At 63.5% G+C, this 24,729-nt stretch carries 36 protein-coding genes; 4 read left to right on the forward strand and 32 right to left on the reverse strand.

The features are described from left to right. Positions 1–44: 44 nt before the first annotated feature. Positions 45–932: an acetylglutamate kinase gene (gene argB, locus BM353_RS07665; protein WP_177220491.1), complete on the forward strand. Its 888-nt coding sequence runs from the start codon at positions 45–47 to the stop codon at positions 930–932. 75 nt (positions 933–1,007) lie between these two features. Then, positions 1,008–1,475, forward strand: a complete 468-nt coding sequence (locus BM353_RS07670) for a SixA phosphatase family protein (RefSeq protein WP_245759600.1) — start codon at positions 1,008–1,010, stop codon at positions 1,473–1,475. Between the two features lie 10 nt (positions 1,476–1,485). On the opposite strand, the gene BM353_RS07675 is transcribed toward BM353_RS07670, so the two are convergent. The 9 genes from BM353_RS07675 to BM353_RS07715 all read right to left on the reverse strand — a co-directional run bounded on the left by BM353_RS07675 (position 1,486) and on the right by BM353_RS07715 (position 10,363). Further along, on the reverse strand, positions 1,486–2,262 hold the full coding sequence (locus tag BM353_RS07675; protein ID WP_092078860.1) for an amino acid ABC transporter ATP-binding protein: 777 nt from the start codon (positions 2,260–2,262) through the stop codon (positions 1,486–1,488). A gap of 11 nt (positions 2,263–2,273) precedes the next feature. Then, on the reverse strand, positions 2,274–3,575 hold the full coding sequence (locus BM353_RS07680) for an amino acid ABC transporter permease (protein ID WP_092078863.1): 1,302 nt from the start codon (positions 3,573–3,575) through the stop codon (positions 2,274–2,276). A 1-nt stretch (position 3,576) separates the two neighbouring features. After that, on the reverse strand, positions 3,577–4,830 hold the full coding sequence (locus BM353_RS07685) for an amino acid ABC transporter permease (RefSeq protein WP_092078866.1): 1,254 nt from the start codon (positions 4,828–4,830) through the stop codon (positions 3,577–3,579). Between the two features lie 136 nt (positions 4,831–4,966). After that, positions 4,967–5,983: an amino acid ABC transporter substrate-binding protein gene (locus BM353_RS07690; protein WP_092078869.1), complete on the reverse strand. Its 1,017-nt coding sequence runs from the start codon at positions 5,981–5,983 to the stop codon at positions 4,967–4,969. Positions 5,984–6,198: 215 nt separating this feature from the next. Then, positions 6,199–6,909 (reverse strand): ATP12 family chaperone protein, encoded by a 711-nt coding sequence (locus BM353_RS07695; protein ID WP_092078872.1) that lies wholly within the window; start codon positions 6,907–6,909, stop codon positions 6,199–6,201. Beyond that, positions 6,906–7,574: an HAD-IA family hydrolase gene (locus BM353_RS07700; protein WP_092078875.1), complete on the reverse strand. Its 669-nt coding sequence runs from the start codon at positions 7,572–7,574 to the stop codon at positions 6,906–6,908. The genes BM353_RS07695 and BM353_RS07700 overlap by 4 nt, the downstream gene beginning before the upstream one ends. Further along, positions 7,571–8,617 (reverse strand): RluA family pseudouridine synthase, encoded by a 1,047-nt coding sequence (locus BM353_RS07705; protein ID WP_092078878.1) that lies wholly within the window; start codon positions 8,615–8,617, stop codon positions 7,571–7,573. Before BM353_RS07705 ends, BM353_RS07700 begins: the two co-directional genes overlap by 4 nt. Beyond that, entirely contained in the window at positions 8,614–8,991 is a 378-nt protein-coding gene (crcB, locus tag BM353_RS07710) for a fluoride efflux transporter CrcB (protein WP_092078881.1), read from the reverse strand. The genes BM353_RS07705 and crcB overlap by 4 nt, the downstream gene beginning before the upstream one ends. A 31-nt stretch (positions 8,992–9,022) precedes the next feature. Then, entirely contained in the window at positions 9,023–10,363 is a 1,341-nt protein-coding gene (locus BM353_RS07715; RefSeq protein ID WP_092078883.1) for a replication-associated recombination protein A, read from the reverse strand. A gap of 161 nt (positions 10,364–10,524) precedes the next feature. Here BM353_RS07715 and BM353_RS07720 point away from each other — a divergent pair, with 161 nt between their 5' ends. Further along, a complete protein-coding gene (locus BM353_RS07720; RefSeq protein WP_092078885.1) occupies positions 10,525–10,914 on the forward strand; it encodes a thiol-disulfide oxidoreductase DCC family protein in 390 nt (129 codons plus the stop codon). Between the two features lie 73 nt (positions 10,915–10,987). Here BM353_RS07720 and rplQ read toward each other — a convergent pair whose 3' ends face one another. The 20 genes from rplQ to rpmC all read right to left on the reverse strand — a co-directional run bounded on the left by rplQ (position 10,988) and on the right by rpmC (position 22,279). Next, positions 10,988–11,407, reverse strand: coding sequence for a 50S ribosomal protein L17 (rplQ, locus tag BM353_RS07725; RefSeq protein WP_092078888.1), 420 nt, complete (start codon positions 11,405–11,407; stop codon positions 10,988–10,990). A gap of 148 nt (positions 11,408–11,555) precedes the next feature. Next, a complete protein-coding gene (locus BM353_RS07730) occupies positions 11,556–12,572 on the reverse strand; it encodes a DNA-directed RNA polymerase subunit alpha (protein WP_092079229.1) in 1,017 nt (338 codons plus the stop codon). A gap of 117 nt (positions 12,573–12,689) precedes the next feature. Beyond that, the gene (gene rpsK / locus BM353_RS07735) at positions 12,690–13,082 is read right to left on the reverse strand and encodes a 30S ribosomal protein S11 (RefSeq protein ID WP_092078891.1); all 393 of its coding nucleotides are present in this window, start codon (positions 13,080–13,082) and stop codon (positions 12,690–12,692) included. A gap of 15 nt (positions 13,083–13,097) precedes the next feature. Next, complete coding sequence (gene rpsM / locus BM353_RS07740) at positions 13,098–13,466, reverse strand: 30S ribosomal protein S13 (RefSeq protein WP_092078894.1); 369 nt, start codon at positions 13,464–13,466, stop codon at positions 13,098–13,100. 249 nt (positions 13,467–13,715) lie between these two features. Further along, positions 13,716–14,294, reverse strand: a complete 579-nt coding sequence (locus BM353_RS07745; RefSeq protein WP_092078897.1) for an adenylate kinase — start codon at positions 14,292–14,294, stop codon at positions 13,716–13,718. A 4-nt stretch (positions 14,295–14,298) separates the two neighbouring features. Next, positions 14,299–15,663, reverse strand: a complete 1,365-nt coding sequence (secY, locus tag BM353_RS07750; protein ID WP_092078900.1) for a preprotein translocase subunit SecY — start codon at positions 15,661–15,663, stop codon at positions 14,299–14,301. 107 nt (positions 15,664–15,770) lie between these two features. Then, positions 15,771–16,244 (reverse strand): 50S ribosomal protein L15, encoded by a 474-nt coding sequence (gene rplO, locus BM353_RS07755; protein ID WP_092078903.1) that lies wholly within the window; start codon positions 16,242–16,244, stop codon positions 15,771–15,773. A 155-nt stretch (positions 16,245–16,399) separates the two neighbouring features. Continuing rightward, positions 16,400–17,464: an acyltransferase family protein gene (locus BM353_RS07760; protein ID WP_218155472.1), complete on the reverse strand. Its 1,065-nt coding sequence runs from the start codon at positions 17,462–17,464 to the stop codon at positions 16,400–16,402. 200 nt (positions 17,465–17,664) lie between these two features. Then, positions 17,665–17,877, reverse strand: coding sequence for a DUF1127 domain-containing protein (locus BM353_RS07765; RefSeq protein WP_092078909.1), 213 nt, complete (start codon positions 17,875–17,877; stop codon positions 17,665–17,667). Positions 17,878–18,102: 225 nt separating this feature from the next. Continuing rightward, positions 18,103–18,291: a 50S ribosomal protein L30 gene (gene rpmD / locus BM353_RS07770; protein WP_092078912.1), complete on the reverse strand. Its 189-nt coding sequence runs from the start codon at positions 18,289–18,291 to the stop codon at positions 18,103–18,105. A gap of 13 nt (positions 18,292–18,304) precedes the next feature. After that, positions 18,305–18,868 (reverse strand): 30S ribosomal protein S5, encoded by a 564-nt coding sequence (rpsE, locus tag BM353_RS07775; RefSeq protein ID WP_092078915.1) that lies wholly within the window; start codon positions 18,866–18,868, stop codon positions 18,305–18,307. Positions 18,869–18,879: 11 nt separating this feature from the next. After that, positions 18,880–19,239, reverse strand: a complete 360-nt coding sequence (rplR, locus tag BM353_RS07780; RefSeq protein ID WP_092078918.1) for a 50S ribosomal protein L18 — start codon at positions 19,237–19,239, stop codon at positions 18,880–18,882. Between the two features lie 11 nt (positions 19,240–19,250). Continuing rightward, positions 19,251–19,784 carry a 50S ribosomal protein L6 gene (gene rplF, locus BM353_RS07785; RefSeq protein WP_092078921.1) on the reverse strand — a complete coding sequence of 178 codons (534 nt, stop codon included), beginning with the start codon at positions 19,782–19,784 and terminating at the stop codon, positions 19,251–19,253. A 10-nt stretch (positions 19,785–19,794) separates the two neighbouring features. After that, positions 19,795–20,187, reverse strand: a complete 393-nt coding sequence (gene rpsH / locus BM353_RS07790; RefSeq protein WP_092078924.1) for a 30S ribosomal protein S8 — start codon at positions 20,185–20,187, stop codon at positions 19,795–19,797. A 12-nt stretch (positions 20,188–20,199) separates the two neighbouring features. Next, entirely contained in the window at positions 20,200–20,505 is a 306-nt protein-coding gene (rpsN, locus tag BM353_RS07795; protein ID WP_092078927.1) for a 30S ribosomal protein S14, read from the reverse strand. 18 nt (positions 20,506–20,523) lie between these two features. After that, entirely contained in the window at positions 20,524–21,087 is a 564-nt protein-coding gene (gene rplE, locus BM353_RS07800) for a 50S ribosomal protein L5 (RefSeq protein WP_092078931.1), read from the reverse strand. Next, entirely contained in the window at positions 21,080–21,391 is a 312-nt protein-coding gene (gene rplX, locus BM353_RS07805; RefSeq protein WP_092078934.1) for a 50S ribosomal protein L24, read from the reverse strand. Before rplX ends, rplE begins: the two co-directional genes overlap by 8 nt. Next, a complete protein-coding gene (rplN, locus tag BM353_RS07810; RefSeq protein ID WP_007427594.1) occupies positions 21,391–21,759 on the reverse strand; it encodes a 50S ribosomal protein L14 in 369 nt (122 codons plus the stop codon). The genes rplX and rplN overlap by 1 nt, the downstream gene beginning before the upstream one ends. Positions 21,760–21,836: 77 nt before the next feature. Further along, on the reverse strand, positions 21,837–22,067 hold the full coding sequence (gene rpsQ / locus BM353_RS07815; protein ID WP_092078937.1) for a 30S ribosomal protein S17: 231 nt from the start codon (positions 22,065–22,067) through the stop codon (positions 21,837–21,839). An 11-nt stretch (positions 22,068–22,078) separates the two neighbouring features. Beyond that, entirely contained in the window at positions 22,079–22,279 is a 201-nt protein-coding gene (gene rpmC / locus BM353_RS07820) for a 50S ribosomal protein L29 (RefSeq protein WP_092078940.1), read from the reverse strand. 224 nt (positions 22,280–22,503) lie between these two features. On the opposite strand from rpmC, the gene BM353_RS07825 reads away from it, so the two are divergent. Then, positions 22,504–23,124: a 2OG-Fe(II) oxygenase family protein gene (locus BM353_RS07825; protein ID WP_092078943.1), complete on the forward strand. Its 621-nt coding sequence runs from the start codon at positions 22,504–22,506 to the stop codon at positions 23,122–23,124. Positions 23,125–23,212: 88 nt separating this feature from the next. Here BM353_RS07825 and rplP read toward each other — a convergent pair whose 3' ends face one another. Genes rplP through rplV form a run of 3 tightly spaced genes read right to left on the reverse strand, consistent with a single transcriptional unit; the run spans position 23,213 to position 24,727 of the window. Further along, the gene (gene rplP / locus BM353_RS07830) at positions 23,213–23,626 is read right to left on the reverse strand and encodes a 50S ribosomal protein L16 (protein ID WP_092078946.1); all 414 of its coding nucleotides are present in this window, start codon (positions 23,624–23,626) and stop codon (positions 23,213–23,215) included. Positions 23,627–23,639: 13 nt separating this feature from the next. Continuing rightward, on the reverse strand, positions 23,640–24,347 hold the full coding sequence (gene rpsC / locus BM353_RS07835) for a 30S ribosomal protein S3 (protein WP_092078949.1): 708 nt from the start codon (positions 24,345–24,347) through the stop codon (positions 23,640–23,642). After that, complete coding sequence (rplV, locus tag BM353_RS07840) at positions 24,347–24,727, reverse strand: 50S ribosomal protein L22 (RefSeq protein WP_092078951.1); 381 nt, start codon at positions 24,725–24,727, stop codon at positions 24,347–24,349. The genes rpsC and rplV overlap by 1 nt, the downstream gene beginning before the upstream one ends. Between the last annotated feature and the right edge of the window lie 2 nt (positions 24,728–24,729).

Consider the following 24,729-nt stretch of genomic DNA (forward strand, 5'->3'; position numbering starts at 1 on the left):
TGCGCGGGCGATCCCGGATAAACGGGCGAACCCGAGGGCACAAGATGAAGACACAAGACATGAACCGTGACTGGATCGGCACCGCGCGCACCCTGAGCCAGGCGCTCCCGTATCTGCAGCGCTATTCGGGCGCTGTTGTCGTCATCAAGCTCGGCGGTCATGCGATGGGCTCGGATGAAGCGATGGAGGAATTCGCCCGCGACGTGGTGCTGATGCGGCAGGTCGGGGTGAACCCGGTGATTGTCCATGGCGGCGGGCCGATGATCAACGCGATGCTCGACAAGCTCGGGATCGAGAGCAGCTTCGTCGGCGGCAAGCGCGTGACCGATGCGGCGACTGTCGAGGTGGTCGAGATGATCCTCTCGGGGCGCGTCAACAAGCGCATCGTGCAGGCGATCAACAAACAGGGCGGCAAGGCGGTCGGGCTTTCGGGCAAGGACGCCAGCCTGATCACCTGCGAGCAGACCAACGCCGATCTGGGCTTTGTCGGCGAGCCGACGGAGATCCGGCCGGAAATCCTCAAGGACCTCTTCGAGCGCGGCAGCATCCCGGTGATCGCGCCGCTCGGCGCGGGGCGGAATGGCGAGACCTTCAACATCAACGGCGACACCGCCGCGGGCGCAATCGCCTCGGCGCTGAAGGCCGACCGGCTGCTTCTGCTGACCGATGTGAGCGGAGTCAAGAACGCGGCGGGCGAGATCGTGACCGAGCTCACCTATACCCAGATCGACGAGATGATCGCCGACGGCACCATCGCGGGCGGCATGATCCCCAAGACCGAAACCGCGCGCAACGCGGTCGTTGACGGGGTTCGGGCGGCGGTGATCCTCGACGGGCGGGCGCCCCATGCCTGCCTTCTGGAGCTCTTCACCGATCACGGCGCGGGCTCGATCATCCGCTCCGACAAGAGCCGGGACGCGCGCAAGGGCTGAGCCCCCTCCCAATTGCCCCATTGCCTCCGGCCATGATTGCGCTAACCTCGCGGCATGGGACGGTGTCTGACACTGATGCGACATGCGAAATCTGATTGGTCCAGCGGCGACGCGGACCATGACCGGCCGCTCAATTCCCGCGGCAGGCTCGCCGCCGGAGCCTTGGGCGATTGGCTCACGGGGCGCGGTGTGCTCCCCGACGAGATCCTGTGCTCCAGCGCGCGGCGCTGTTGCGAGACGCTGGCGGGCCTCGCTCTGGACGCGCCGGCCAAACTACAGAAACGCCTCTACCTCGCCGGCCCGTCAACCATGTTCGACGCGCTCACTGCGGCCAACGGCAACGCGGTACTGATGATCGGGCACAACCCGGGCATCGCCGATTTCGCGATGTCACTCGTCACTCGCCCACCGAAACACACGCGATTCTCTGACTATCCCACCGGCGCGACGCTGGTGCTGGATTTCGACATCGCAAGCTGGGACGCGCTCATGCCGGGCACTGGCCGCGTGGTCGATTTCATCGTCCCGCGGGAGCTGGCCTGACCCCGAAGGGTCAGTGGCCGAGGATCTGGCTCAGGAAGAGCTTCGTGCGTTCGGACTGCGGGTTGTTGAAGAACTCTTCGGGCTCGTTCTGCTCGACGATCTGCCCCTGATCCATGAAGATCACCCGGTTGGCAACCTGCCGCGCGAAGCCCATCTCGTGGGTCACGCAGAGCATGGTCATCCCCTCTTCGGCGAGCTCGACCATGGTGTCGAGCACCTCCTTGATCATCTCCGGATCGAGCGCCGAGGTCGGCTCGTCAAACAGCATGATCCGCGGGCGCATGCACAGCGAGCGCGCGATGGCGACGCGCTGCTGCTGGCCCCCCGAAAGCTGGCCGGGATATTTCAGCGCCTGATCGGGGATCTTGACCTTTTCGAGGAAGTGCATCGCCGTTTCCTCGGCCTCCTTGCGCGGAACCTTGCGGACCCAGATCGGCGCGAGCGTACAGTTCTCCAGAATGGTCAGATGCGGGAAGAGGTTGAAATGCTGGAACACCATGCCGACCTCGGAGCGGATCTTGTCGATGTTCTTGAGATCCGAGGTGAGCTCGATGTCGTCCACCACGATCTGGCCGGATTGGTGTTCCTCCAGCCGGTTCATGCAGCGGATGAGCGTGGATTTACCGGAGCCAGACGGGCCCGCGATGACGATGCGTTCGCCGCGGTAAACGGTCAGGTCGATGTCCCGCAGAACGTGGAACGAGCCGTACCACTTGTTCATCTTGATGACCTCGATGGCCACCTCGTTGGAGACATTGCTGGCGAGTTGGGCTGCCGTGTCGGACATGGGTGTTCCTTCTAGTGGTGACCGGTCTGGAGACGGCGCTCCAGCCACATGGAATAACGGGACATGGAGAAGCAGAAGATCCAGAAGATCAGGCCGATAAAGCCGTAGAGCTCCCAGACGATGCCGTTCCAGTCGGAGTTGGCGCGGATGTTGTTGGCGATCCCCAGCGGGTCATTCAACGCGACGATGGAGACCAGCGTGGTATCCTTGAAGACCGAGATGAAGTTGGAGACGATCCCGGGGATCGAGATCTTGAGCGCCTGCGGCAGGATGATGAGCCGCTGCGCCTGCCAGTAGGTGAGCCCGAGCGCGTCGGCGGCCTCGTATTGCCCCTTGGGCAGGGCCGCGAGCCCGCCGCGGATGACCTCGGCGATATAGGCCGCGGTGAAGAGCGTCACGAGGATCATGACCCGCAGGATCACGTCGAACTCGACGCCGCGCGGCAGGAAGTAGTTGAGAAGAACCGTCGCCACGAAGAGCAGTGTGATGAGCGGGACGCCCCGGATGATTTCGATGAACCCGGTGCAGAGCTTGTTCACGATCCACATGTCCGACTGGCGCCCGAGCGCCAGAACGATCGCGAGCGGCAGGGAGGCGGCAATGGCCACAATACCGATGGTGATCGAGAGCACGAAGCCGGCGAGGTTGAGCGAGGACATGGTTTCGAGCGAGGCGGGGATGGTGCTGGACAGCGCATCGGTCAGGGCGCCGGAGATCGCAGACCACCACAGAATCGCCGCGGCGCACCCCAGCAGCAGACCGATCAGGGAGCCGAGTGCGCGTGAGGCGAGCACGTAGACCCCGTAGCCCACCGCGACACCGAGCGCCGCGATGATCGGCGACCAGATCGTCCCGCCCCAGATCAGCCAAGGGTAGATGAAGATCGACGCCAGCGTGATGTAGAACATCTGGCTCGGCAATTTGGGAAAGAGCACCGGCGCGAAGGCGAGCAGGATCAGCAGGAAGCCGAGGACCGGACGCCAGTATTGGTCCGGCGCGTAGTAGCCGAAGATGATCTGGTGCCAGCGGTCCTTGATCACCGCCCAGCAGGCATATTCCGTCCCGTTGCCATAGCGCTCGGCAAAGATCTCGCGGCATTCGCTGAGCGAGGAGGCGTTCCACACGCCCCCGAAGATCCAGGGCAGGATCGATGCCAGGATCATCAGCACGAGGACGGCGGCGACGATCGTCAGGATGGTATTGGCACCCGAGGAGAACAGGTTGATCCGCATCCACCCCTGCACGCCCACGCTGCTGCGCGGCGGCTCTTTCTGGGGGAGCATTTCGAGACGGACATAGGAGAGATCGGCCATCTTAGCGCTCCACCAGTTTGACGCGTTCGTTGTACCAGTTCATCCCGCCCGAGATCAGCAGCGAGATCGTGAGGTAAATCGCCATGAGCAGCAGGATGCACTCCATCTCGCGCCCGGTCTGGTTCAGCGTCACGCCGCCGAGGGTCGAGACGAGGTCCATGTAACCGATGGCGATGGCAAGCGAGGAGTTCTTGGTCAGGTTCAGGTATTGCGAAATGAGCTGCGGGATGATGATCCGCATCGCCTGCGGCAGCACGACGAGGCTCATGGTCCGGCCGGGGCGGATGCCGAGGGCGGAGGCGGCTTCGGTCTGGCCCTTGTTCACAGCCTGGATGCCCGAGCGTACCGCCTCGACGATATAGGTCCCGGTGTAGAGCGAGAGCCCGAGCCACAGTGCGATCAGCGGCGCGCTCATGTTGATCCCGCCGCGGAAGTTGAAGCCGGCCAGCGCCGGTTTGCCGATGTGGAACCCGAGGATGACAAGCAGCGCCAGCACCGGCACCACGATGAGCGCGGTGTTGACCCCGAGCGTCTTGGGGCGATCGCCGGTGGCGGTCTGGATCGCGTTGGCGCGTTTGGAGTTCCAGCGGGCGGCGAAGATCCCGGCCCCGAGCACGGCGAGGATGGCCAGCAGATCGACGCTGATGAGGAAAATGCCGATATCGATATTGCCGAGCGAGCGGCTGAAGAGCGGTTCAGGCAGGTAGATCCCGCGGTTGGTGATCGCGATGGAGTCCCACAGCTTCATCGTCGCTTCGGGGTTTTCGCCCCGGAATGCGCGCGGCTGCGGCGCCAGCGCCGTCAGGGTGAACATGCACACGAAGATCCACAGCAACAGCGGCACGTTGCGGAAAATCTCGACGTAGAGCACCATCAGGCGCGAGACGAGCCAGTTGTTGGAGAGCCGCAGCACCCCGCCGATCACGCCGATGACCGTCGCGGTCACGCAGCCCATGAAAGCGACGAGGAGCGTGTTGAGCAGCCCTACCAGAACGGCGCGGCCGTGGCTGTCGGTCGAGGAATACTCGATGAGCTTCTGGTTGATGTCGTAGCTGGCCGTGTCGCCGAGGAAATCGAACCGGATCGGCTTTCCGAGCGCGGCGAGATTCGTGACCGCGTTGTTCACGATCCAGAAGACGAAGGCGAGGACGAGCGTCAGGACGACGGCTTGGATTGTCGCTGATCGATAGCGCGAATCGTAGATCAGCATCGAGAGCTTGAAGCGCTCTGCTTGGGGAATGGCTGCGTCGGACATGTCTCACCTGTTGCGCCGGAAAGAGACCCTGGCGCGTGCTGTGGGATGGCCACATCGGCCCGGGTCATCGGGCCTCGAAAATTCGGGCAGGTCGAAAGAAGAGAGGGCGCAGATCACTGCACCCTCTCTCATGATCTTAGCGGAACGGCGGCGAGTATTGCAGCCCGCCCTCGGTCCAGAGCGCGTTCAGACCGCGCGCAAGGCCGATCGGCGTGTTCTCACCGATGTTGCGTTCGAAGATCTCACCGTAGTTGCCCACGGCGGCAATCGCGCGCACGGCAAAGTCCGCGTCGAGGCCCAGCATCGCGCCGAGGCTGCCTTCGGAACCGAGCATCCGGTTGATTTCGGGGTTGTCGGTCCCTTTGGCGAGCTCTGCCACGTTGGCGGAGGTCACACCGGTTTCTTCGGCGGCAACCAGCGCGTTTTGCACCCAGCGGACCACGTCGGCCCATTCATCATCGCCGTGACGCACTGCGGGGCCAAGCGGCTCCTTGGAGACGATCTCGGGCAGGATGATGTAGGCGGCGGGGTCTTTCAGAGCGGCGCGGACACCGGCAAGCGCGGAGGCGTCGGTGGTGTAGACGTCGCAGGCGCCTTCTTCGAAGAGGGCCTTGGCTTCGGTCGTGCCGCCGACGGGCAGCGGCTCGTAGGACATGCCGTTGACGCGGAAGAAGTCGGCGAGGTTGAGCTCGGTGGTGGTGCCCGTCTCGATGCAGACGGTCGCGCCTTCAAGCTCCTTGGCGGAGGTCACGCCAAGCTCCTTGGGGACCATGAAGCCCTGGCCGTCGTAATAGTTGATGCCGACGAAGGTGGTCTTGAGGTCCACGTCGCGCGAGAAGGTCCATGTGGTGGTGCGGTAGAGCAGGTCGACCTGACCGGAGCTCAGCGCGGTGAAGCGGTTTTTCGACGACAGCTCGATGTATTCCACCGCGTCACTGTCGTTGAAGATGGCGGCGCCGAGCGCACGGCAGAAATCAACATCGAAGCCCTGGTGGTTGCCTTCGCTGTCGCGCGCGGAGAAGCCGAGTGTTCCCTCTGTCACGCCACAATGGATTTTACCGCGATCCTTGATGTCGTCGAGCGTTGCTGCCGCCGATGCGCCGGCCACAAGCCCCGCCCCAACGAGCGCTCCAAAGAACACTGTCTTTTTCATGTCTACCTCTTCCTGTCTTACACGTCCCTGTCCCAGGACGAATTACGCAACCTCGATGGTGCATCTCTTTGCCCAATCGAGGTCGTCCCCCATTGAGTGGACAAAGTGTGGGGGGATTCATCTGAATTCGTCAAGGCATAGATCAGCAATTTTGATCGATTGACGTGCAGTCGCCTTCAAATGAAGCACGGCGCCGCGCGGGCCCGAGACGCGGCTCAGGCGCGGTGCAGATCGAGGAAGCGGCGAGCGCGTTTAAATTCTTGTAATTTATAGTCATTTTCTTGTTCGGCCTCGGCGTCCACGCCCCAGATTTCCTGCTGGTAGCGTTGGTCCAGACGGGACAGTGCCCAGATATCATCCATGCTCATGCGATGATTTTCGGCAGCGAGCCCCAATATGAGCGAGCCGGTGAGCGTGACGAATTCGTGCACGGCGGTCAGCTCAAACGGATCGAAAGCCCGCAAAACGTGCGAAAGCGCTTTGAGACTCGCGTCCGGTTGGGGCACGAACATCACCCCGCGCGCCCGTTCCAGTGGCGCGCCGTAGCGCTCGGCGGCCCAGTCAAGCAGCGGATCCCAGCCCGCGTTCTGGCGCTGGACGAGGCTCTCGGGGCTCTCGGCGCGGTAGCACAGAAGATCCGTCTCGCCGTACTCGGCAAGGTGGTCACAGACCTCCTCGAACTGCGGCACGACCCGGTCAATCGCCGCGTTCGCCGCGCGCGTGACCGGCATGCTCAGCGGATCGACCCGCTCGCCTTGTGCTGCCCATTCCTCGGCAATCGCCTCGGCCATGGCCCGGGAGGGGACCGCAAGCGGCGTCTTGGCCGGGGTGCGCAGCGGGCGACCGTCGAGCCGTACGCCAAACCCTGTGTCTTCCGGCGCGACCTCGCTCGCCGTCCAGAACCGTTTCGCCGCCACACCGCTCATACGGGATATCTCCAGAGCTGGGCCAGCGCCGGGGGCACCTCGTGGAAATGGGAGACGAGCCGCGTGGCCTCCCCCAGTTCCTCGGCGCGGTGATAGCCCCAGGTGACGCCGAATGCGGCGACCCCGGCGGCGCGCGCCATGCCCATATCATAGCTTGTGTCGCCGATCATCACGGCGGCGTCCGGCTCCACATCGGCCTCCGCAAGCGCGGCCTGCAACATCTCGGGGTGCGGCTTGGAGGCATGGACATCGCCGGTCTGCAGCGTGACGAACATATCGACGAGCCCATGCGCCTCGATCAGCCGGTCCAGCCCGCGGCGGGACTTCCCGGTGGCCACGCCAAGGACGAAATCCTCCCGGCTGTTGAGCAGGGTGAGCACCTCCCGCGCCCCGTCGAACAGCGGCTCTGGCGCGCCGCCCTCCATCCGGTCGAAATAGGCTTCCTTGTAGGCGTCGACCATCTGCGCCAGAACCGCCTCGCTCTGGCCGGGGGACAGCCGGGCGATGGCCTGTGGCAGCGAAAGCCCGACGATCGAGAGCACCTGCCCGCGCGAGGGGGCGGGCGCGCCGATGGCGGCAAAGGCGGCGGTCATCGCGTGGATGATATCGGCCTGACTGTCGACGAGTGTGCCGTCGACGTCAAAGACCACGAGCTTGCGCGTCATGCCCCGTCCTCCCCGAAGGGATCCGCCGGCACGTCCCCGTCGCGCCATTGCATGAAGTCCCAGGTGCGGGCCATGTGCTCGGGCAACGCGGCGGTGAGGGTCAGGGAGCGGCCGCTCACCGGGTGGCGCACGGTGAGGCTGCGGGCGTGGAGATGCAGCTTGCGGCTGATCTGGCCGCCCAGTTGGGCGCCCCAGCCATCGCCAAGGTTTTCCTGCCCCGAGCCGCCGTATTTGCCATCGCCGATAATCGGGTGCCCGATTTCGGCCATGTGCGCGCGAAGCTGGTGGGTCCGGCCCGTGATCGGCTCCAGCGCGACCCAGGCCGCGCGTTTGGCGAGCGGCGCGAGCACGGCGTAGTCGGTCTCGGCGCGCTTGGCGCCGGGGGTGCGGTCCACCTCGCCCGGCAGCACGCAGCGCATCTTCTCGCCCTCACCCGACTCGCCGTGCCCGGGCGCTTTGATCAGCCCGTATTTGATCGTCCCCATCGCCGGGCTCGGCACGCCGCCGACCGCGGCCCAATAGATCTTGCGCGTGTTGCGGTGCCGGAAGCCGGCGGTCAGATCCGCGGCGACGGCCCGGCTCCGCGCCAGCAGCAGAACGCCTGACGTGTCCTTGTCGAGCCGGTGGACGAGGCGCGGGTTCTCGTCGAGCCCGAACCGCAGCGCGGCCCCTAGCCCGTCCACGTGGCGGGTCAGCTTGCTGCCGCCCTGCACCGGCAGGCCGGGCGGTTTGTTGAGCGCGATGATGTGGTCGTCGCGGTAGATCACCGCGCCCTGGATCATCTTTTCATCGGCCTGCGAAATCCGCGGCCCCTTGTCCGGCTCCGGCGCGTTGGCATCCGGCAGGGGCGGGACGCGCACATCCTGCCCCGCTTCGAGCCGGCTGTTGGCCTTGACGCGCTTGCCATCCACCCGCAGATCGCCCTTGCGGCACATCTTCTCGATGCGCCCCTGCGTCAGCTGCGGAAAGAGGCGCCTGAGCCAGCGGTCCAGCCGCTGGTCGCTGTCGCCCTCGTCGACGGTGATGGTCTGGACCCGGCTCATGCGTAAACCCCGCGTGCGATCATGACCCCGGCCATCAGCGCAAGGATCGACAGCGCCACCGAGATGAGTACGTAGAGCGCCGCCTGCCCGGCCTGGCCCCGCTCCAGCAGGGTCACCGTTTCAAGCGAAAAGGCGGAGAAGGTCGTGAAGCCGCCGAGCAGCCCGGTCATCACGAAGGGGCTCAGATGCGTCAGCCCGCGATGGGCGGCCATGACCACGAAAACCCCCATGATGAAGGAGCCCAGGATATTGACGGTGATGACGCCCATGGGGAAGCCCGGCCCGACGAGGCGCAGCACCCCGATCCCGGTCAGGTAGCGCAGCGTTGCGCCGATCGCGCCACCCGCAGCGACGGATAAGATATTTGCCAGCATGAGGATCGTGTCGCGTGAGGGGGCGGGCTTGTCAAGCGTCGCCGGGCGCTTCGCCGGCCCGCTTGGTCCGAAGTTTGGCGAAATAGTCCAGTCGCTTCTTCAGGTCCCGCTCGAAGCCGCGTTCGACCGGCGCATAGAGGGCCGGGCGCGCCATGCCGTCGGGGAAGTAGTTCTGGCCCGAAAACCCGTCTTCGGCGTCGTGGTCATAGGCGTAGCCGGAGCCATATCCTTGCTCCTTCATGAGCGAAGTGGGCGCGTTGAGGATGTGTTTGGGGGGCGGCGCGCTGCCGGTTTTCCTGGCCGCGGAAACCGCACCCTTGTAGGCCACATATGCGGCGTTCGATTTCGGCGCGAGCGCGAGATAGACCAGCGCCTGCGCCAGCGCGAGCTCGCCCTCGGGGCTGCCCAGGCGCTCATAGGTTTCCCAGCTTTGCAGGCAGATCGATTGCGCCTGCGGATCGGCGAGGCCGATATCCTCAACCGCCATCCGCGTGATCCGGCGGGCAAGGTAGCGCGGGTCCTCGCCCCCTTCCAGCATCCGCGCGAACCAGTAAAGCGCCGCATCCGGGTCAGAGCCGCGCACCGATTTATGCAGCGCGGAAATCAGGTTGTAGTGGGCGTCGCCCGACTTGTCGTATTGCGCCGCCCGCCGCATGAGCCGGGTCGAAAGACCCTTGGGGTCGAGCTTGCCCTTGACCGTCCAGGCCATGATCTGTTCGATCAGATTGAGCAGCGCCCGCCCGTCGCCATCGGCCATCTCCAGAAGCGCCTCACGCGCGGGGCCGTCCAGCGGGAGCGCTTTGCCAAGCTCCTGTTCGGCCCGCTGAGCAAGGCGCTCCAGATCGGCCAGCGACAGGCGCTCGAGGATGAGAACCTGCGCGCGCGACAGCACGGCGGCGTTGAGCTCAAACGACGGGTTCTCGGTCGTGGCGCCCACGAGCAGGATCGTTCCGTCTTCCATATGCGGCAGGAACCCGTCCTGCTGCGCCTTGTTGAACCGATGAATCTCGTCGACAAAGAGCAGCGTCCCCTGCCCGTTCGCGCGCCGGTGTTTGGCCGCTTCGAAGACCTTGCGCAGCTCCGGCACACCGGAGAAAATCGCGCTGATCTGAACGAAGTTGAGATCGGTTTCATCCGCAAGGAGTCGCGCGATGGTCGTCTTGCCGACACCCGGAGGCCCCCAGAAAATCAGCGACGACAGACTGCCCGACGCGAGCATGACGCCCAGCGGCGCATCGGGCCCAAGCACCTGCTCCTGCCCGATGACCTCGCCAAGCGCCTTGGGCCGCAGGCGGTCCGCGAGGGGGCGCGTCTCGATGCCCGCGGCCGGGGCTTGGGACGTGTTCGTGGAGCTTTCAAAGAGATCGGCCATCCGCCATGCTTTCCTCGATCGGCCCCAACCTGGCGCCGGGGGCTCGTCCGGTATGTCCCCGCCCGACGGTTCATGCAAGCCATGCGCGCGCCCCTCCGCGGCAGTTCGCCGCTTGGCCCGCGATCCGATCGGTCCTATGTTGCGATCAGGAGGCCTCGCCCATGACCAAACCCGCCAGGACCCGCGCGCTCTACAACAGCGATTGCCCCGTCTGCAATTCGGAGATGTGCCACTACGAGGCCTATGCCGCCGAGGCCGGCCTCCCGATTGCCTTTGACGATCTGAACAAGATTGATCTGGCGGCGTGGGGCGTGACCGAAGACGACGCGACGCGGCTGCTCCACGTGGTTCACGAAGGCAAGCTCCACATCGGGTTCGATGCAATGCTGATCCTCTGGGCGCAGATGCCGCGCTACCGGCTTCTCGCGCGGGTATTCCGCCTGCCCATCCTCCATCAGGTGTCGGACTGGTCCTACCGTCACATCGTCGCCCGGATCATCTACGAGCGGCACCTGCGGCGAAAGGCCAGAGCGGCGGTCTCGGCGAAATAGGTCTTTCGAGCGCAAACGAAAAAGGCCCCGCTGAACCCAGCGAGGCCTCTGAATTTCGGTCGCGAGACGCGCTTTACTCGTCGGCTGCTTCCGCAGTTTCAAGGCGCGCCTTGTCGCCTGCGCCTTTGGCATCGACGTCGCGGTCAACGAATTCGATGATCGCCATCGGCGCCATGTCGCCATAGCGGAAACCCGCTTTCAGGATACGGACGTAGCCGCCCTGACGCTCGGCGTAGCGCGGTCCAAGAATTTCGAAGAGTTTCTCGACATAGGCATCCTGCTTGAGGCGGGATGCGGCCTGACGGCGGGCGTGCAGGTCGCCGCGCTTGGCAAGCGTGATGAGTTTTTCGACGATGGGCCGAAGCTCTTTGGCTTTGGGCAGGGTCGTCTTGATTTGCTCATGTTCGATGAGCGAGCCGGCCATGTTGGCAAAGAGCGCCTTGCGGTGCTCATGGGTGCGGTTCAGGCGGCGGTAGCCTCGTGCGTGACGCATGGGTTGATCCTTTTACATTTTGCTTTGTCCGGAGCCCTGTTGCGTGCAGAGCCCTCACCTATTGGGGCATTATGCCCGGGTCGTGATGCGCCCCCGTCCACGATGGCGCGCCGCGGCGCGATATCATGGGCAGGAGCGCGAAGACAACTCAGAAGTTGTCTTCGAACTTCTTGGCGAGATCCTCGATGTTCTCCGGCGGCCAATCCTCGACATCCATGCCGAGGTGCAGACCCATGCCCGAGAGCACTTCCTTGATCTCGTTGAGCGACTTGCGGCCGAAGTTCGGAGTGCGGAGCATCTCGGCTTCGGTCTTCTGGATCAGGTCGCCAATGTAGACGATGTTGTCGTTCTTCAGGCAGTTCGCGGACCGCACCGAAAGCTCGAGTTCGTCGACCTTCTTGAGGAGAAGCGGGTTGAATTCCAGCCCATCGTCCTCGGACTCACGGCCCGCCGATTCCGGCTCGTCGAAGTTGACGAAGATCGACAGCTGATCCTGCAGGATACGCGCGGCGTAGGCCACGGCGTCTTCCGGCGTGACGGAGCCGTCGGTTTCGATCTTGAGCGTCAGCTTGTCATAGTCGAGCACCTGGCCCTCACGGGTCGGCTGCACGTCATAGGCGACTTTCTTGACCGGCGAATAGATCGCATCGATCGGGATGAGCCCGATGGGCGCGTCTTCCGGCTTGTTCTTGTCAGCCGCGACATAGCCCTTACCGGTGTTGACGGTCAGTTCCATGTAGAGATCCGCGCCCTCATCGAGGTGGCAGATCACGTGTTCGCGGTTGAGCACTTCGATGCCCGCGCTGTCGGAGATGTCGCCGGCGGTGACGGCTCCGGGGCCTTTGGCGTTGATCGATACGCGCTTGGGGCCTTCGACGTCCATCTTCAGGCTCACGCCCTTGAGGTTGAGGACGATGTCGGTCACGTCCTCGCGAACGCCCGGCACCGAGGAGAACTCGTGCAGCACGTTGTCGATCTGCACGCTGGTGATCGCCGCGCCTTGCAGCGAGCTGATCAGCACGCGGCGCAGCGCGTTGCCGAGCGTGAGGCCAAAGCCACGCTCCAGCGGTTCGGCGACCACGGTCGCCTGACGGGCCGGGTCGTTGCCCGGACGAATGTCAAGCTGTGTCGGCTTGATCAGTTCTGCCCAATTCTTATGGATCATGCGTCCCTCCATTCCTGCTTCTGCCCCATGTCCAAAGGCAAGAAGCGCCCGAGGTTTACAAATGACGTAAGGGGGCCGTGAAATTCACGCGGCCCCCGAAGGTCGGTTATGCCTGTCTTAGACGCGACGGCGTTTCGGCGGACGGCAACCATTGTGGGCCATCGGCGTGACGTCGCGGATCGAGGTGATGTTGAAGCCGATCGCGGCCAGCGCGCGCAGCGCGGACTCGCGGCCCGAGCCGGGGCCCTGAACTTCAACTTCGAGGGTACGAACGCCATGTTCCTGCGCTTTTTTGCCTGCGTCTTCCGCAGCCATCTGAGCGGCGTAGGGCGTCGACTTGCGCGAGCCCTTGAAGCCCATGGTGCCGGCGGACGACCATGCGATCGCGTTGCCCTGCACATCCGAGATCAGGATCTTGGTGTTGTTGAACGACGAGTTCACATGCGCCACGCCTGCGGCGATGTTCTTGGAGGCCTTCTTCTTGCCTCCGCGACGGGTATCACGTGCCATATCTGAGTGCCTCCCTTACTTCTTCTTGCCGGCGATCGGCTTCGCCGGGCCCTTGCGGGTACGAGCGTTGGTGTGAGTACGCTGACCGCGCACGGGGAGGTTGCGGCGATGACGCAGGCCGCGGTAGCAGCCAAGGTCCATCAGGCGCTTGATGTTCATCTGCACTTCACGGCGCAGGTCGCCTTCGACGGTGAAGTTCGCATCGATATGCTCACGCATGGCGAGGACTTCGGAGTCGGAGAGCTCGTTCACGCGGCGCGACGGGTCAATCCCCACGGCTTCGCAAATGCTCTTGGCGGAGGAAGGGCCAATTCCAGTGATGTAGGTGAGGGCGATCGGAACCCGTTTGGCAGTCGGGATGTTAACGCCGGCGATACGTGCCACGTGTCATGTCCTTTTACGTTGCGAGCCCGTAGCGCCAGGCTCTTTTTTCACAACCGGCCCCCACGAATGAGGGAAGGCCTTTGAGTTTAGGTGATCTGGGCCGATTCGCATCGGCACGGATAGCTCCCTTGCGGGATGGCGCTGCTTATGGGGGATGGGTCCGGAGGTCAACCCCCTCTGGCGGGAGTCTCCCAACCCAGGGCCGAAACCCGCCCGAATGCAACAGATCCGGGTCGGGCCAGGCCGCGTTCAGCTGTCGAGGATACCCGCCACTGAGGCCGAAACCTCACTGATGGCGCCGAGCCCGTCAATCGAGCGCAGGGTACCCTTGGCGTAGTAGTAGCCGATGAGCGGCGCGGTCTTCTTGTAGTATTCCATCAGCCGGATGCGCACGCTGGCCTCGTTGTCATCGGCGCGGGCGGTCTGGCCGGCGGCCACGGCTTCGGCGGCGCGACCCACGATGCGCTTGACCAGCGTCTCGTCATCGACCTGCATCTCGATCACCGCATCGAGCTGCTCGCCATTGTCCACCAGCAGATCCGACAGCGCATCGGCCTGGGCCAGCGTCCGGGGGAAGCCGTCGAAGATGAAGCCGCCCTTCTTGTCGCCCTGAAGCTTCTCACGGATGAGGCCGATCACGATCTCGTCCGTCACCAGCTCACCGCGATCCATGATATCGGCAACCTTCTTGCCCATCTCCGTCCCGGAGCTGCGCGCTTCGCGCAGCATGTCGCCGGTGGAAAGCTGGATCATGTCGCGGGTCTCGACGAGGATCTTCGCCTGCGTCCCTTTGCCCGCGCCCGGCGGTCCGAGAAGGATGATGTTCATGGAATTATCGACGTCCCGTATTGCGTTTCTTGCGTTTGGCACCGGAGCGGCCGCGCAGTTGCGACTTCTCGATCAGCCCCTCGTACTGGTGGGCGAGAAGGTGGCTCTGGACCTGTTGGATCGTGTCCATCGTCACACTCACCACGATCAACACCGAGGTGCCGCCGAAGTAGAAGGGGATGGAAAACTCGTTACGCAGGATTTCCGGAAGCAGACATACCAGCGCGAGGTAGCCCGAGCCGAGGACAAGCACGCGGTTGACCACGTATTCGAGGTACTCGGCGGTCTTCTTGCCGGGGCGGATGCCGGGCACGAAGCCGTTCTGGTTCTTGAGGTTGTCCGCCACTTCGTCGGGTTTGAACGAGACGTTGAACGTGTAGAAATAGGCGAAGAACACGATCATGGCCGCGAAAAACAGCAGGTAGAGCGGCTGTCCGGGGCCGAAATAGGCGAGGATGGTGGACATGACCGGGCCGGTCTGCTGGCCCGAGAAGGTCGCGATCGTGGTCGGCAGCAGCAGCAGCGACGAGGCGAAGATCGCCGGGATGACGCCCGCGGGGTTCACCTTGACCGGCAGGTGCGACGAGCCGCCATCATAGACCTTCATCCCCACCTGGCGGCGCGGATACTGGATGTGAATCTTGCGCAAGGCGCGCTCCATGAAGACCACGAAGGCGATCACCGCCACGACCATCGCGATCACTCCGATGATCACCGCGGGCGAGATCGCGCCCGTGCGGCCGCTCTCGAAGAACTGCGCCAGCGCGGCGGGGACCTCGGCGATGATGCCGACGAAGATGATGAGCGAGATGCCGTTGCCGATACCGCGCGCGGTGATTTGCTCGCCGAGCCACATCAGGAACATCGTCCCGCCCACCAGCGTGATGACGCAGGCCGCGCGGAAGTACCAGCCCGGGTCGGTCGCAAGATCGCCCGCTTCGAGCGAGGCGGCGAGCCCGTAGGCTTGGAATGTCGCAAGGATCACCGTGCCGTAGCGGGTGTATTGGTTGATCTTCTTGCGCCCCTGCTCGCCCTCTTTCTTGAGCTGCTCAAGGAAGGGGACCATCGAGGCCAGAAGCTGGATGATGATCGAGGCCGAGATATAGGGCATGATCCCGAGCGCAAAGATCCCCATCCGGGAGATCGCGCCGCCGGTGAACATGTTGAGGATACCGCCGATGCCGGTCGCGGCCTCATCCATGAAATCGCGCAGCGCGCCGCCGTCGATCCCGGGGACCGGGATGTAGGTCCCGAGCCGGTAGACGATGAGCAGTGCGAGCGTGAACAAGATGCGGTTGCGAAGATCGGTTGCTTTGCCAAGGGCGGCCCAGCTGGTGTTGGCGGCCATTTGCTCTGCTGCGGATGCCATTCGCGGGTCTCTTTCATGCAAGCGCCGCCGAGCCCGTTCCCCGGCCGGCGGCGTCTTTGGAAAACATCGGGTGATATGTAGGCGGCTCGGGCGCCGCCCACAACACCTTATTCGGCGACTTGAGCGGTCGTGACCGTCAGTGAGCCCCCGGCTTTCTCCACCGCCTCGACCGCTGCGCGGGATGCGCCGGTCACGGAGAGGGTCAGCTTGGTGGTGATTTCACCCTTAGCCAGAACGCGCACACCGTCGAGTTTGCGGCGGATCAGACCGCTTTCAAGCAGGCTGTCCTCGGTCAGCGCGGCGGAGGCATCGAGCTTGCCGGCGTCGACGAATTTCTGGATCAGGCCGAGGTTCACCACCGCGTAGGATTTGCGGTTGGGCTTGTTGAAGCCGCGTTTCGGCAGGCGTTGGTAGAGCGGCATCTGGCCGCCTTCGTAGCCGTTGATCGCCACACCCGAACGGGATTTCTGGCCCTTGATACCACGGCCAGCGGTCTTGCCCTTGCCGGAGCCGGGACCACGGCCAACGCGCTTGGCCTTTTTCGCAGCGCCGGGATTGTCGCGCAGTTCATTGAGTTTCATGTCGCTTCCTTTCGAGCCGGAACTGACCCCCGAAGCGAGACGGGCCAGACACGGCATTTCTTCAATTGTTATGAGGCCCCGCAGGACCACCGGGGGCGTATAGACGCGATTGAAGAGCAGTGCAAGGGGAACAGAGCCCGCGGAATCCCCGCCGGTCAGGGTGCGGGGCAGTTGCCCGTGCACGGGGTCGGGGCGCGCTGTGCGGCCCCCTTTATCGCCCGTTGCGCGGGGCGCTCCACCAAAACGTGGAGGCCGGCGGCGATGAGCACCGACAGCACAGCCACCGCAAGCGCCGCGAGGGCCGGGCTGACCTCGACCAGAGCGGTGCGCTGGATCAGGCTCAGGATCGGCAGGTGCACGAGATAGACGCCGAACGACAGCGCCCCGAGGGTGCGCAGCGGACGCGAAGCGAGCCAGCCCAGCCCGCGCGATTCGATGAAGGCCAGAAAGAGCAGGGCGACCGGAACCCCGACGGAGATCGGGTCGATCGCGTTGTGCATGACCGGAAGGCCCACCTGGCGCCGCAACTCCGGGAGCGCGAGGGGCAGCAACGCGACGAGGAAAAACCCGGTCGCCGGCGGTAGGCCATGGTCCAACGCCCGGCTCAGCCGGGCGCGGCTGTGATCGGGAATGCGCGACAAGAGCAGCCCGAAGAGGAAAAGATGGATCCAGAGCGGCAGGGTTTCGCCCCAGTCCCGCAAAAGCTCGTGCCCGCCCTCGGCGATCCAGAGGGCTTGCGCCGTCAGGGCGCAGAGGACGACCTGGACGAAGGACAGGTGCAACAGGCGCACGATGCACCACAGGGCGAGGAACGCGAGGTAGAACTGCATCTCGACCGGCACGGACCACAGAACGCCATTGCCACGCCAGAGCAGAGCGCTGTCGAGGGCTGCGCTCCCCCAGCTCAGCCCCTCGGGGGCGCCATCGAATGACAAACCGAAGATCAGGCCGAGCAGCAGGACGACGTAGTACAGTGGAAGCACGCGCGCGATCCGGCTGATCGCGAAACCCCAGATGTCCCGCCCGGTGAATGGACGATCGAGGTAGAGGCGCCCCATGAGCAACCCGCTCAGCGCGAAAAACAGGGCGACGCCCATCTTGCCGAAGCCCTTACCGAAAATCTCTGGAATGAGCCCGGCGTTGGCACAATGGGATACAACGACCGCGAGCGCGGCGAGTCCGCGCAAACCGTCAAGTTGACGAATTCTTTGGTGTTCCATCTTGCCCCGCTTCCCGGCCGTCATTTTTGTGCCGGAACCTGCTCTTGGGCCAGAAGTATCGGGAACCTGGTCAACAGAGCGTTAAAAGGCCGTATTGGATTGGTGCACAAACCATAAAAAAACGCCCCCCGGCCACGTGGGGCGGGAGGCGTTTTGGCAGCGAGTTGGGGGCGATCCCCGGCCGCGGTCGGACGCGCGGCTTACTTGCCGTAGGCGTCTTCGCGGGCGATCCGCTCGATGTCGGAGCGGCTGATGCCGAGGTCGTTCAGGTCGCGGTCGGTCAGGGCCGAAAGCTCGCTGTAGGTCCGGTTGTAGGCCGCGCGGCGCGTGAAGGCGGCTTTGACGGCGGCGACCGGTTCGCTGACGAAGTTGGCGAAGGTCAGGGTGTTTTGTGCGTTGGCTGCATATGCCATGGATCAGGTCCTCTTTCTATCAGTCATTCGCGGTTGTCTGAACCGCTCGGTTTGTCTTGATGACTGAGAGATAGGCCCCGATGTTGGCGCTAACAATGTCCAGAACGGACAAGCCGCTATGCAGTTTCTGCAATGCAGCGAAGGCCCGGAATCGCCCCGCCCAAACGCGAAAACGCCCCACAGTCTCCTGCAGGGCGCCTTCTGAAGCGTATCGGAAAAAGCGCTTTAGCCGCGCTCTTCGACGATTTCCACCAGATGCGGGATCTTCCTGATCATGCCGCGCACGGAGGGGGTGTCCTCCAGCTCGCGGGTCTTGTGCATCTTGTTCAGCCCCAGGCCGATCAGCGTCTGGCGCTGGTCCTGGGGGCGTCGGATCGGCGAGCCGATCTGCTTGACGACGATGGTCTTGGCCATGTGTCCCTACTCCTTACGCTTCGGCCGCTTCGGGCTGGGCTTCATCCTTGCGCAGGATATCAGCCACCTTCTTGCCGCGGCGTTGAGCGACCATGCGGGGACTTGCCTCCTTGGCAAGACCGTCGAGGGTCGCGCGGATCATGTTGTAGGGGTTCTGGGAGCCGATCGACTTGGCGACGACGTCCTGAATGCCCAACATCTCGAACACGGCCCGCATCGGACCACCGGCGATGATCCCGGTCCCGGTCGGCGCGCTGCGCATCACAACGCGGCCCGCACCATGGCGGCCCTCGATGTCGTGGTGCAGCGTGCGGCCTTCGCGCAGCGGCACGCGGACCATCTGACGCTTGGCTTGCTCGGTGGCCTTACGGATCGCCTCGGGGACCTCTTTGGCCTTGCCCTTGCCGAAGCCGACGCGGCCCTTCTGATCGCCCACGACAACCAGAGCAGCAAAGCCGAAGCGCTTACCGCCCTTGACCGTCTTGCTGACCCGGTTGATCGCAACCAGACGATCGGCGAATTCGGGAGCTTCGTCGCGATCGCGACGGTTGCCCCGGTGTTGACCTTCTCTTGCCATATCGTCTCTCCTCAGATCTTCAGACCGGCGTCACGCGCCGCATCAGCCAGCGCCTTGACGGAGCCATGGAACAGGAAGCCACCACGATCGTAGTAGGCCTGTTCCACGCCGGCCTTCTTGGCACGTTCGGCGATGGTCGCGCCAACCTTGGCGGCCGCTTCGAGGTTGTTCTTGCCGACGAAGCCGAGGTCTTTCTCCAGCGTGGAGGCCGAAGCCAGGGTCACGCCGTTGACGTCGTCGATCAGCTGAACGCTGATGTTCTTGTTGGAACGGTGGACCGAAAGGCGCGGGCGCCCTGCGTTCACCTTGCGAAGTTTGTTCCGGACGCGCAGGCGGCGCTTCTGGAACAGTTGTCTTTTGCTGTTTGCCATTTTCCGCGTCCTTACTTCTTCTTGCCTTCCTTACGGAAGATATACTCGCCCTTGTAGCGAATGCCCTTGCCCTTGTAGGGCTCCGGCTTGCGCCACTCGCGGATGTTGGCCGCGACTTGACCGACGAGCTGCTCATCATTGCCTTCGATGACGATTTCCGTCTGTTTCGGCGCGGTCACGGTGACCCCGTCCGGAACCTGGAAATCGACGTCATGGCTGAGACCAAGGTTCAGCCTGAGCGTGTTGCCCTGCATCTGGGCACGATAGCCCACACCCTGGATTTCGAGCTCTTTCTTGAAGCCCTGCGTCACACCGGTGACGAGGTTCGCCACACATGTGCGGGACATGCCCCACTGCTGACGGGCGCGCTTGGACTTGCCGCGCGGCGTCACGGTGATGGAGCTGTCCTCGACCGTGAGCGTAACATCGTCGGTCGCGGTGAAGCTGCGGGTGCCCTTGGGGCCCTTCACTTCGATCGTCTGACCGGAGACGTTCGCCTCCACCCCGGAGGGCAGCTCGACCGGTTTTTTCCCAATACGAGACATAGTGACCTCCTTAGAAGACGGTGCAGAGCACTTCGCCGCCAACATTGGCAGAACGTGCAGCTGCATCCGACATCACGCCCTTGGGCGTGGAGACAATGGAAACGCCAAGGCCCTGACGGACCTGCGGGATGTCCTTCACGCCCATGTAGACGCGACGGCCAGGCTTGGAGACGCGCTTCAGCTCGCGGATGACGGGGGTGCCGTCAAAGTACTTGAGGCTGATTTCGAGCGCCGGATGACCGTTTGCGCCGGTCACCTTCTCATAGCCGCGGATGTAGCCTTCGTCCGCGAGAACATCGAGAACCCAGGCACGCAGCTTGGATGCCGGCGTGATGACGGTGGTTTTGCCGCGCATCTGCGAGTTGCGGATACGGGTGAGCATATCGCCGATAGGATCGTTCATCTCGTGATCTCCTTACCAGCTCGATTTGACCATGCCGGGGATCTGCCCGGCGGAGCCCAGTTCACGCAGCGCGATCCGGGAGATCTTGAGCTTGCGGTAATAGGCGTGCGGACGGCCCGTCAGCTGGCAGCGGTTGTGCAACCGTGTCGGCGAGCTGTTGCGCGGCAGTTTGGCAAGCTTCAGGCGCGCCTTGAAGCGCTCTTCCATCGGCTTGGATTCGTCATTCGCGATCTCTTTGAGCTCGGCGCGTTTGGCGGCGTATTTCTCCACCAGGCGCTGACGCTTCTTCTCGCGTTCGATCATTGCTTTTTTAGCCATGTCTTTTTCTCCCGCGGATCAGCTGTTGAAGGGCATGTTGAATTGCGTCAACAGCGCCTTTGCTTCCGCATCGGTTTGCGCGGTGGTGCAGATGATGATGTCCAGGCCCCAGACCTCGTCGACCTTGTCGTAGTCGATCTCGGGGAAGACGATGTGTTCCTTGATGCCCATGGCGTAGTTGCCACGGCCGTCAAAGCTCTTGCCCGAAATGCCGCGGAAGTCGCGGATGCGGGGCATCGCGACGGTCACGAGACGGTCAAGGAAGTCATACATCCGGTCGCCGCGCAGGGTGACCTTGGCGCCCATCGGCATGTCTTCGCGAACGCGGAAACCGGCGATGGATTTCTTGGCCTTGGTGGTGACGGCTTTTTGGCCGGCGATGGAAGAGAGGTCTTCCTGCGCCGATTTGGCCTTCTTGCTGTCTTTCACCGCTTCAGCGCCGCAGCCGATGTTCAGGACGATCTTGTCCAGACGCGGGATCTGCATGTCGTTGGCGTAGCCGAACTCTTCCTTGAGAGCCGGGCGCGCGGTTTCGCGGTAATGCGTCTTCAGACGCGGGGTATAGGCTGCCGTATCAAGCATCGATCACGTCCCCCGTGGTCTTGGCGAAGCGGACCTTCTTGTCGCCTTCCATGCGGAAGCCGACGCGGGTGGCCTTGCCGTTCTTGTCGAGCAGAGCGAGGTTGGACAGCTGGATCGGCATCGCCTTGGGGATGCGGCCGCCCTGGCTGTTCTGGCTCTGACGTGTGTGGCGGATGGCCATGTTGATGCCTTCGACCACGGCTTTACCGGTGGTGGGGGAAACGGACTGGATGGTCCCTTCCTTGCCCTTGTCCTTGCCGGCAAGCACGACGACCTTGTCGCCTTTACGAAGTTTCGCAGCCATCAGAGCACCTCCGGAGCAAGCGAGATGATCTTCATGAAGTTCTTCGCCCGCAGCTCGCGCACGACCGGCCCGAAAATACGGGTGCCGACAGGCTCGCCCGCGTTGTTCAGGATGACGGCGGCGTTGCGGTCAAAGCGGATTGCGGTGCCGTCTTCACGACGGACTTCCTTGGCGGTGCGTACGACGACTGCCTTGCGGACATCGCCTTTCTTGACGCGGCCGCGCGGGATGGCTTCCTTGACCGAGACGACGATGATGTCGCCCACGGATGCGTATTTACGCTTGGAACCACCCAGGACCTTGATGCACTGCACCCGGCGTGCGCCGGAGTTGTCAGCGACATCCAGATTGGTCTGCATCTGGATCATTTGGTTTCTCCCGACCTGTGGGGGGCGCTCATGGCCTTGTCCCCAGGGTTTCGCTCAAACCGAAAGGCCTTGAAAGCTTACGCTTCCAGGACCTCCCAGCGTTTCGTCTTCGATTTCGGCGCGCATTCCGCGATGCGGACTGTGTCGCCGACCTTGAAGGTATTCTTTTCGTCGTGGGCCCGGTATTTCTTGGACTTACGGACGGTCTTGTGCAGCAGCGGATGCTTGAAGCGGCGCTCGACCAGAACGGTGACGGTCTGTTCGTTGGCGTCGCTGGTCACGGTGCCTTGCAGGATGCGTTTGGGCATATCTTGTCTCCTTACTCGGCTGCCGCAGCGGCTTTTTGGTTGAGGATCGTCTTGACGCGCGCGACGTCGCGGCGGACGGTCCGCATCCGTGCGGTGCCTTCAAGCTGGCCAGTGGCCTGCTGGAAGCGGAGGTTGAAAGCCTCTTTCTTGAGTGCCGTCAGCTGCTCGCGCAGCTGATCGGGCGTCTTGTCACGCAGTTCGTTGGCGTTCATCGCCTGTCTTCCTTTCCAACATCACCAGTCGGCCCTCAAATAGTTGAGGTCACCGCGAATCTGGTGGAGTTCGTGATGAAGGGGCCGTATAGGGGCCATTGCGCCTGCTGGCAACCCCCGATGCCCGGGATTGGCCAATCTTGCTCCCCCTGCCCGGTCCCGAGGCCTGCCCGGCGGCCGGATCGGGCCTCGCCGCAGCGCGGCTTCTGCGGTAACACAGATCCATGTCACAGATCGAGTCGCTCTTCGCCACCCGCCTCTACCGCGCCAAGCTCTCAGAGCACGGCGATCCCATAGACCAATCCGAGCTCGAAGCCTCCTGCTGGGCCATCGCCAACGACGATGAGGCCGGCCAGACCTGGTGCGAGGAAAACGCCTATCCCGGCTACACCTCCTACGCCTCGCTCAGCGACCTGCCCTGGCGCTTCCCGATTTTCGGGGATCTCGTGGCAGCGCTGGACAAACACGTCGCCGCCTTCGTGGAGGACCTCGAGTTCGACCTCGACGGGCAATCGCTGGTGCTCGAGGATATCTGGATCAACATCCTGCCCGAAGGCGGGACGCATGCGGCGCATATCCATCCCCATTCCGTCATCAGCGGCACCACCTATGTCGCCATGCCCGAAGGGGCGAGCGCGATCAAATACGAAGACCCGCGCCACCCGATGATGATGGCCGCCCCGCCCCGCCGCAAAGACGCGCGCCGCGAGTTGAAAAGCTTCGTCTATGTTGCGCCAGATGTGGGCGACGTGCTGCTGTGGGAAAGCTGGCTGCGCCACGAGGTTCCGATGAACATGTCCGAAGATGAGCGGATTTCGGTGTCCTTCAACTATAAATGGGCCTGACGCCTCTGGCGCCACACCGCCGAGAATAGAAAAACCCCGCCGATCGCCCGGCGGGGTTTTTTGTCGTCTTGCCTGTGTGGCGCGGGACTTACCAGTCCTCGCGCTCCACGATACGGGTCTTGATCGGAAGTTTCATCGCGGCAAGGCGCAGGGCCTCGCGGGCGATGTCTTCGCCAACACCGTCGATCTCGAACATCACGCGGCCCGGCTTGACCTTGCACGCCCAGTAATCGACCGAGCCCTTACCTTTACCCATCCGAACTTCGGTGGGCTTGGAGGTCACGGGGGTGTCCGGGAAGATCCGGATCCAGACGCGGCCCTGACGCTTCATGTGACGCGTCATGGCACGACGTGCGGCTTCGATCTGGCGCGCGGTGACGCGCTCGGGCTGTGTCGCTTTCAGACCATAACTGCCGAAGTTCAGATCGGAGCCGCCTTTGGCGAGCCCGCTGATCCGGCCTTTATGCTGTTTGCGGAACTTTGTGCGCTTTGGTTGCAGCATCTCTCAGTCCTCCTCAGCGACGGCCGCCAGCGCCGCGGGGCGCCGGACCATCTTGAATTTCCTGCGTGCGACGATCACGCGCCGAAGGATCGTGCTCCATGATCTCACCTTTGAAGATCCAGACCTTGATCCCGATGATCCCGTAGGGGGTCATCGCTTCGGAATGTGCGTAATCGATGTCGGCGCGCAGCGTGTGAAGCGGAACGCGACCCTCACGGTACCATTCGGTCCGCGCGATCTCGGCGCCGCCAAGACGGCCCGAAACGTTGACCCGGATCCCGAGAGCACCCATGCGCATCGCGTTCTGCACCGCGCGCTTCATGGCGCGGCGGAAGGAAACACGGCGCTCAAGCTGCTGGGCGATGCTCTCGCCGACCAGCTGGGCGTCAAGCTCCGGCTTGCGCACTTCAACGATGTTGAGGTGCAGCTCACTGTCGGTCATCGAAGCCAGCTTCTTGCGCAGCGACTCGATGTCCGCGCCTTTCTTGCCGATGATGACACCCGGGCGCGCGGTGTGCACCGTGACGCGGCACTTCTTGTGCGGACGCTCGATGATCACGCGGGCCACGCCGGCCTGCTTGCACTCTTCCTTGATGAAGTCGCGGATCTTGATGTCTTCCAGCAGAAGATCACCGTAATCCTTGGTATCGGCATACCAGCGGCTGTCCCAGGTGCGGTTGACCTGAAGACGCATGCCAATCGGATTGACCTTGTTACCCATTAGGCTTGCTCCTCAATCTGACGCACCTTGATGGTGAGTTCCGAGAACGGCTTGATGATCTTGCCGAACCGACCACGCGCCCGCGGGCGACCGCGCTTCATCGTCAGGTTCTTGCCCACATAGGCCTCGGCGACGACGAGTTCGTCCACGTCGAGGTTGTGGTTGTTCTCGGCATTGGCGATGGCCGACTGAAGGCATTTCTTCACGTCGTCCGCGATCCGCTTGTTGGAGAAAGTGAGATCGGCGAGCGCCTTCTCGACCTTCTTGCCGCGGATCATCGCAGCCACCAGGTTCAGCTTCTGCGGGGAGGTGCGAAGCATGCGCAGTTTTGCCATCGCTTCGTTCTCTGCCACGCGGCGGGGGTTCTTTTCCTTGCCCATGA

Source organism: Poseidonocella sedimentorum (assembly GCF_900116005.1).
GTDB lineage: Bacteria > Pseudomonadota > Alphaproteobacteria > Rhodobacterales > Rhodobacteraceae > Poseidonocella > Poseidonocella sedimentorum.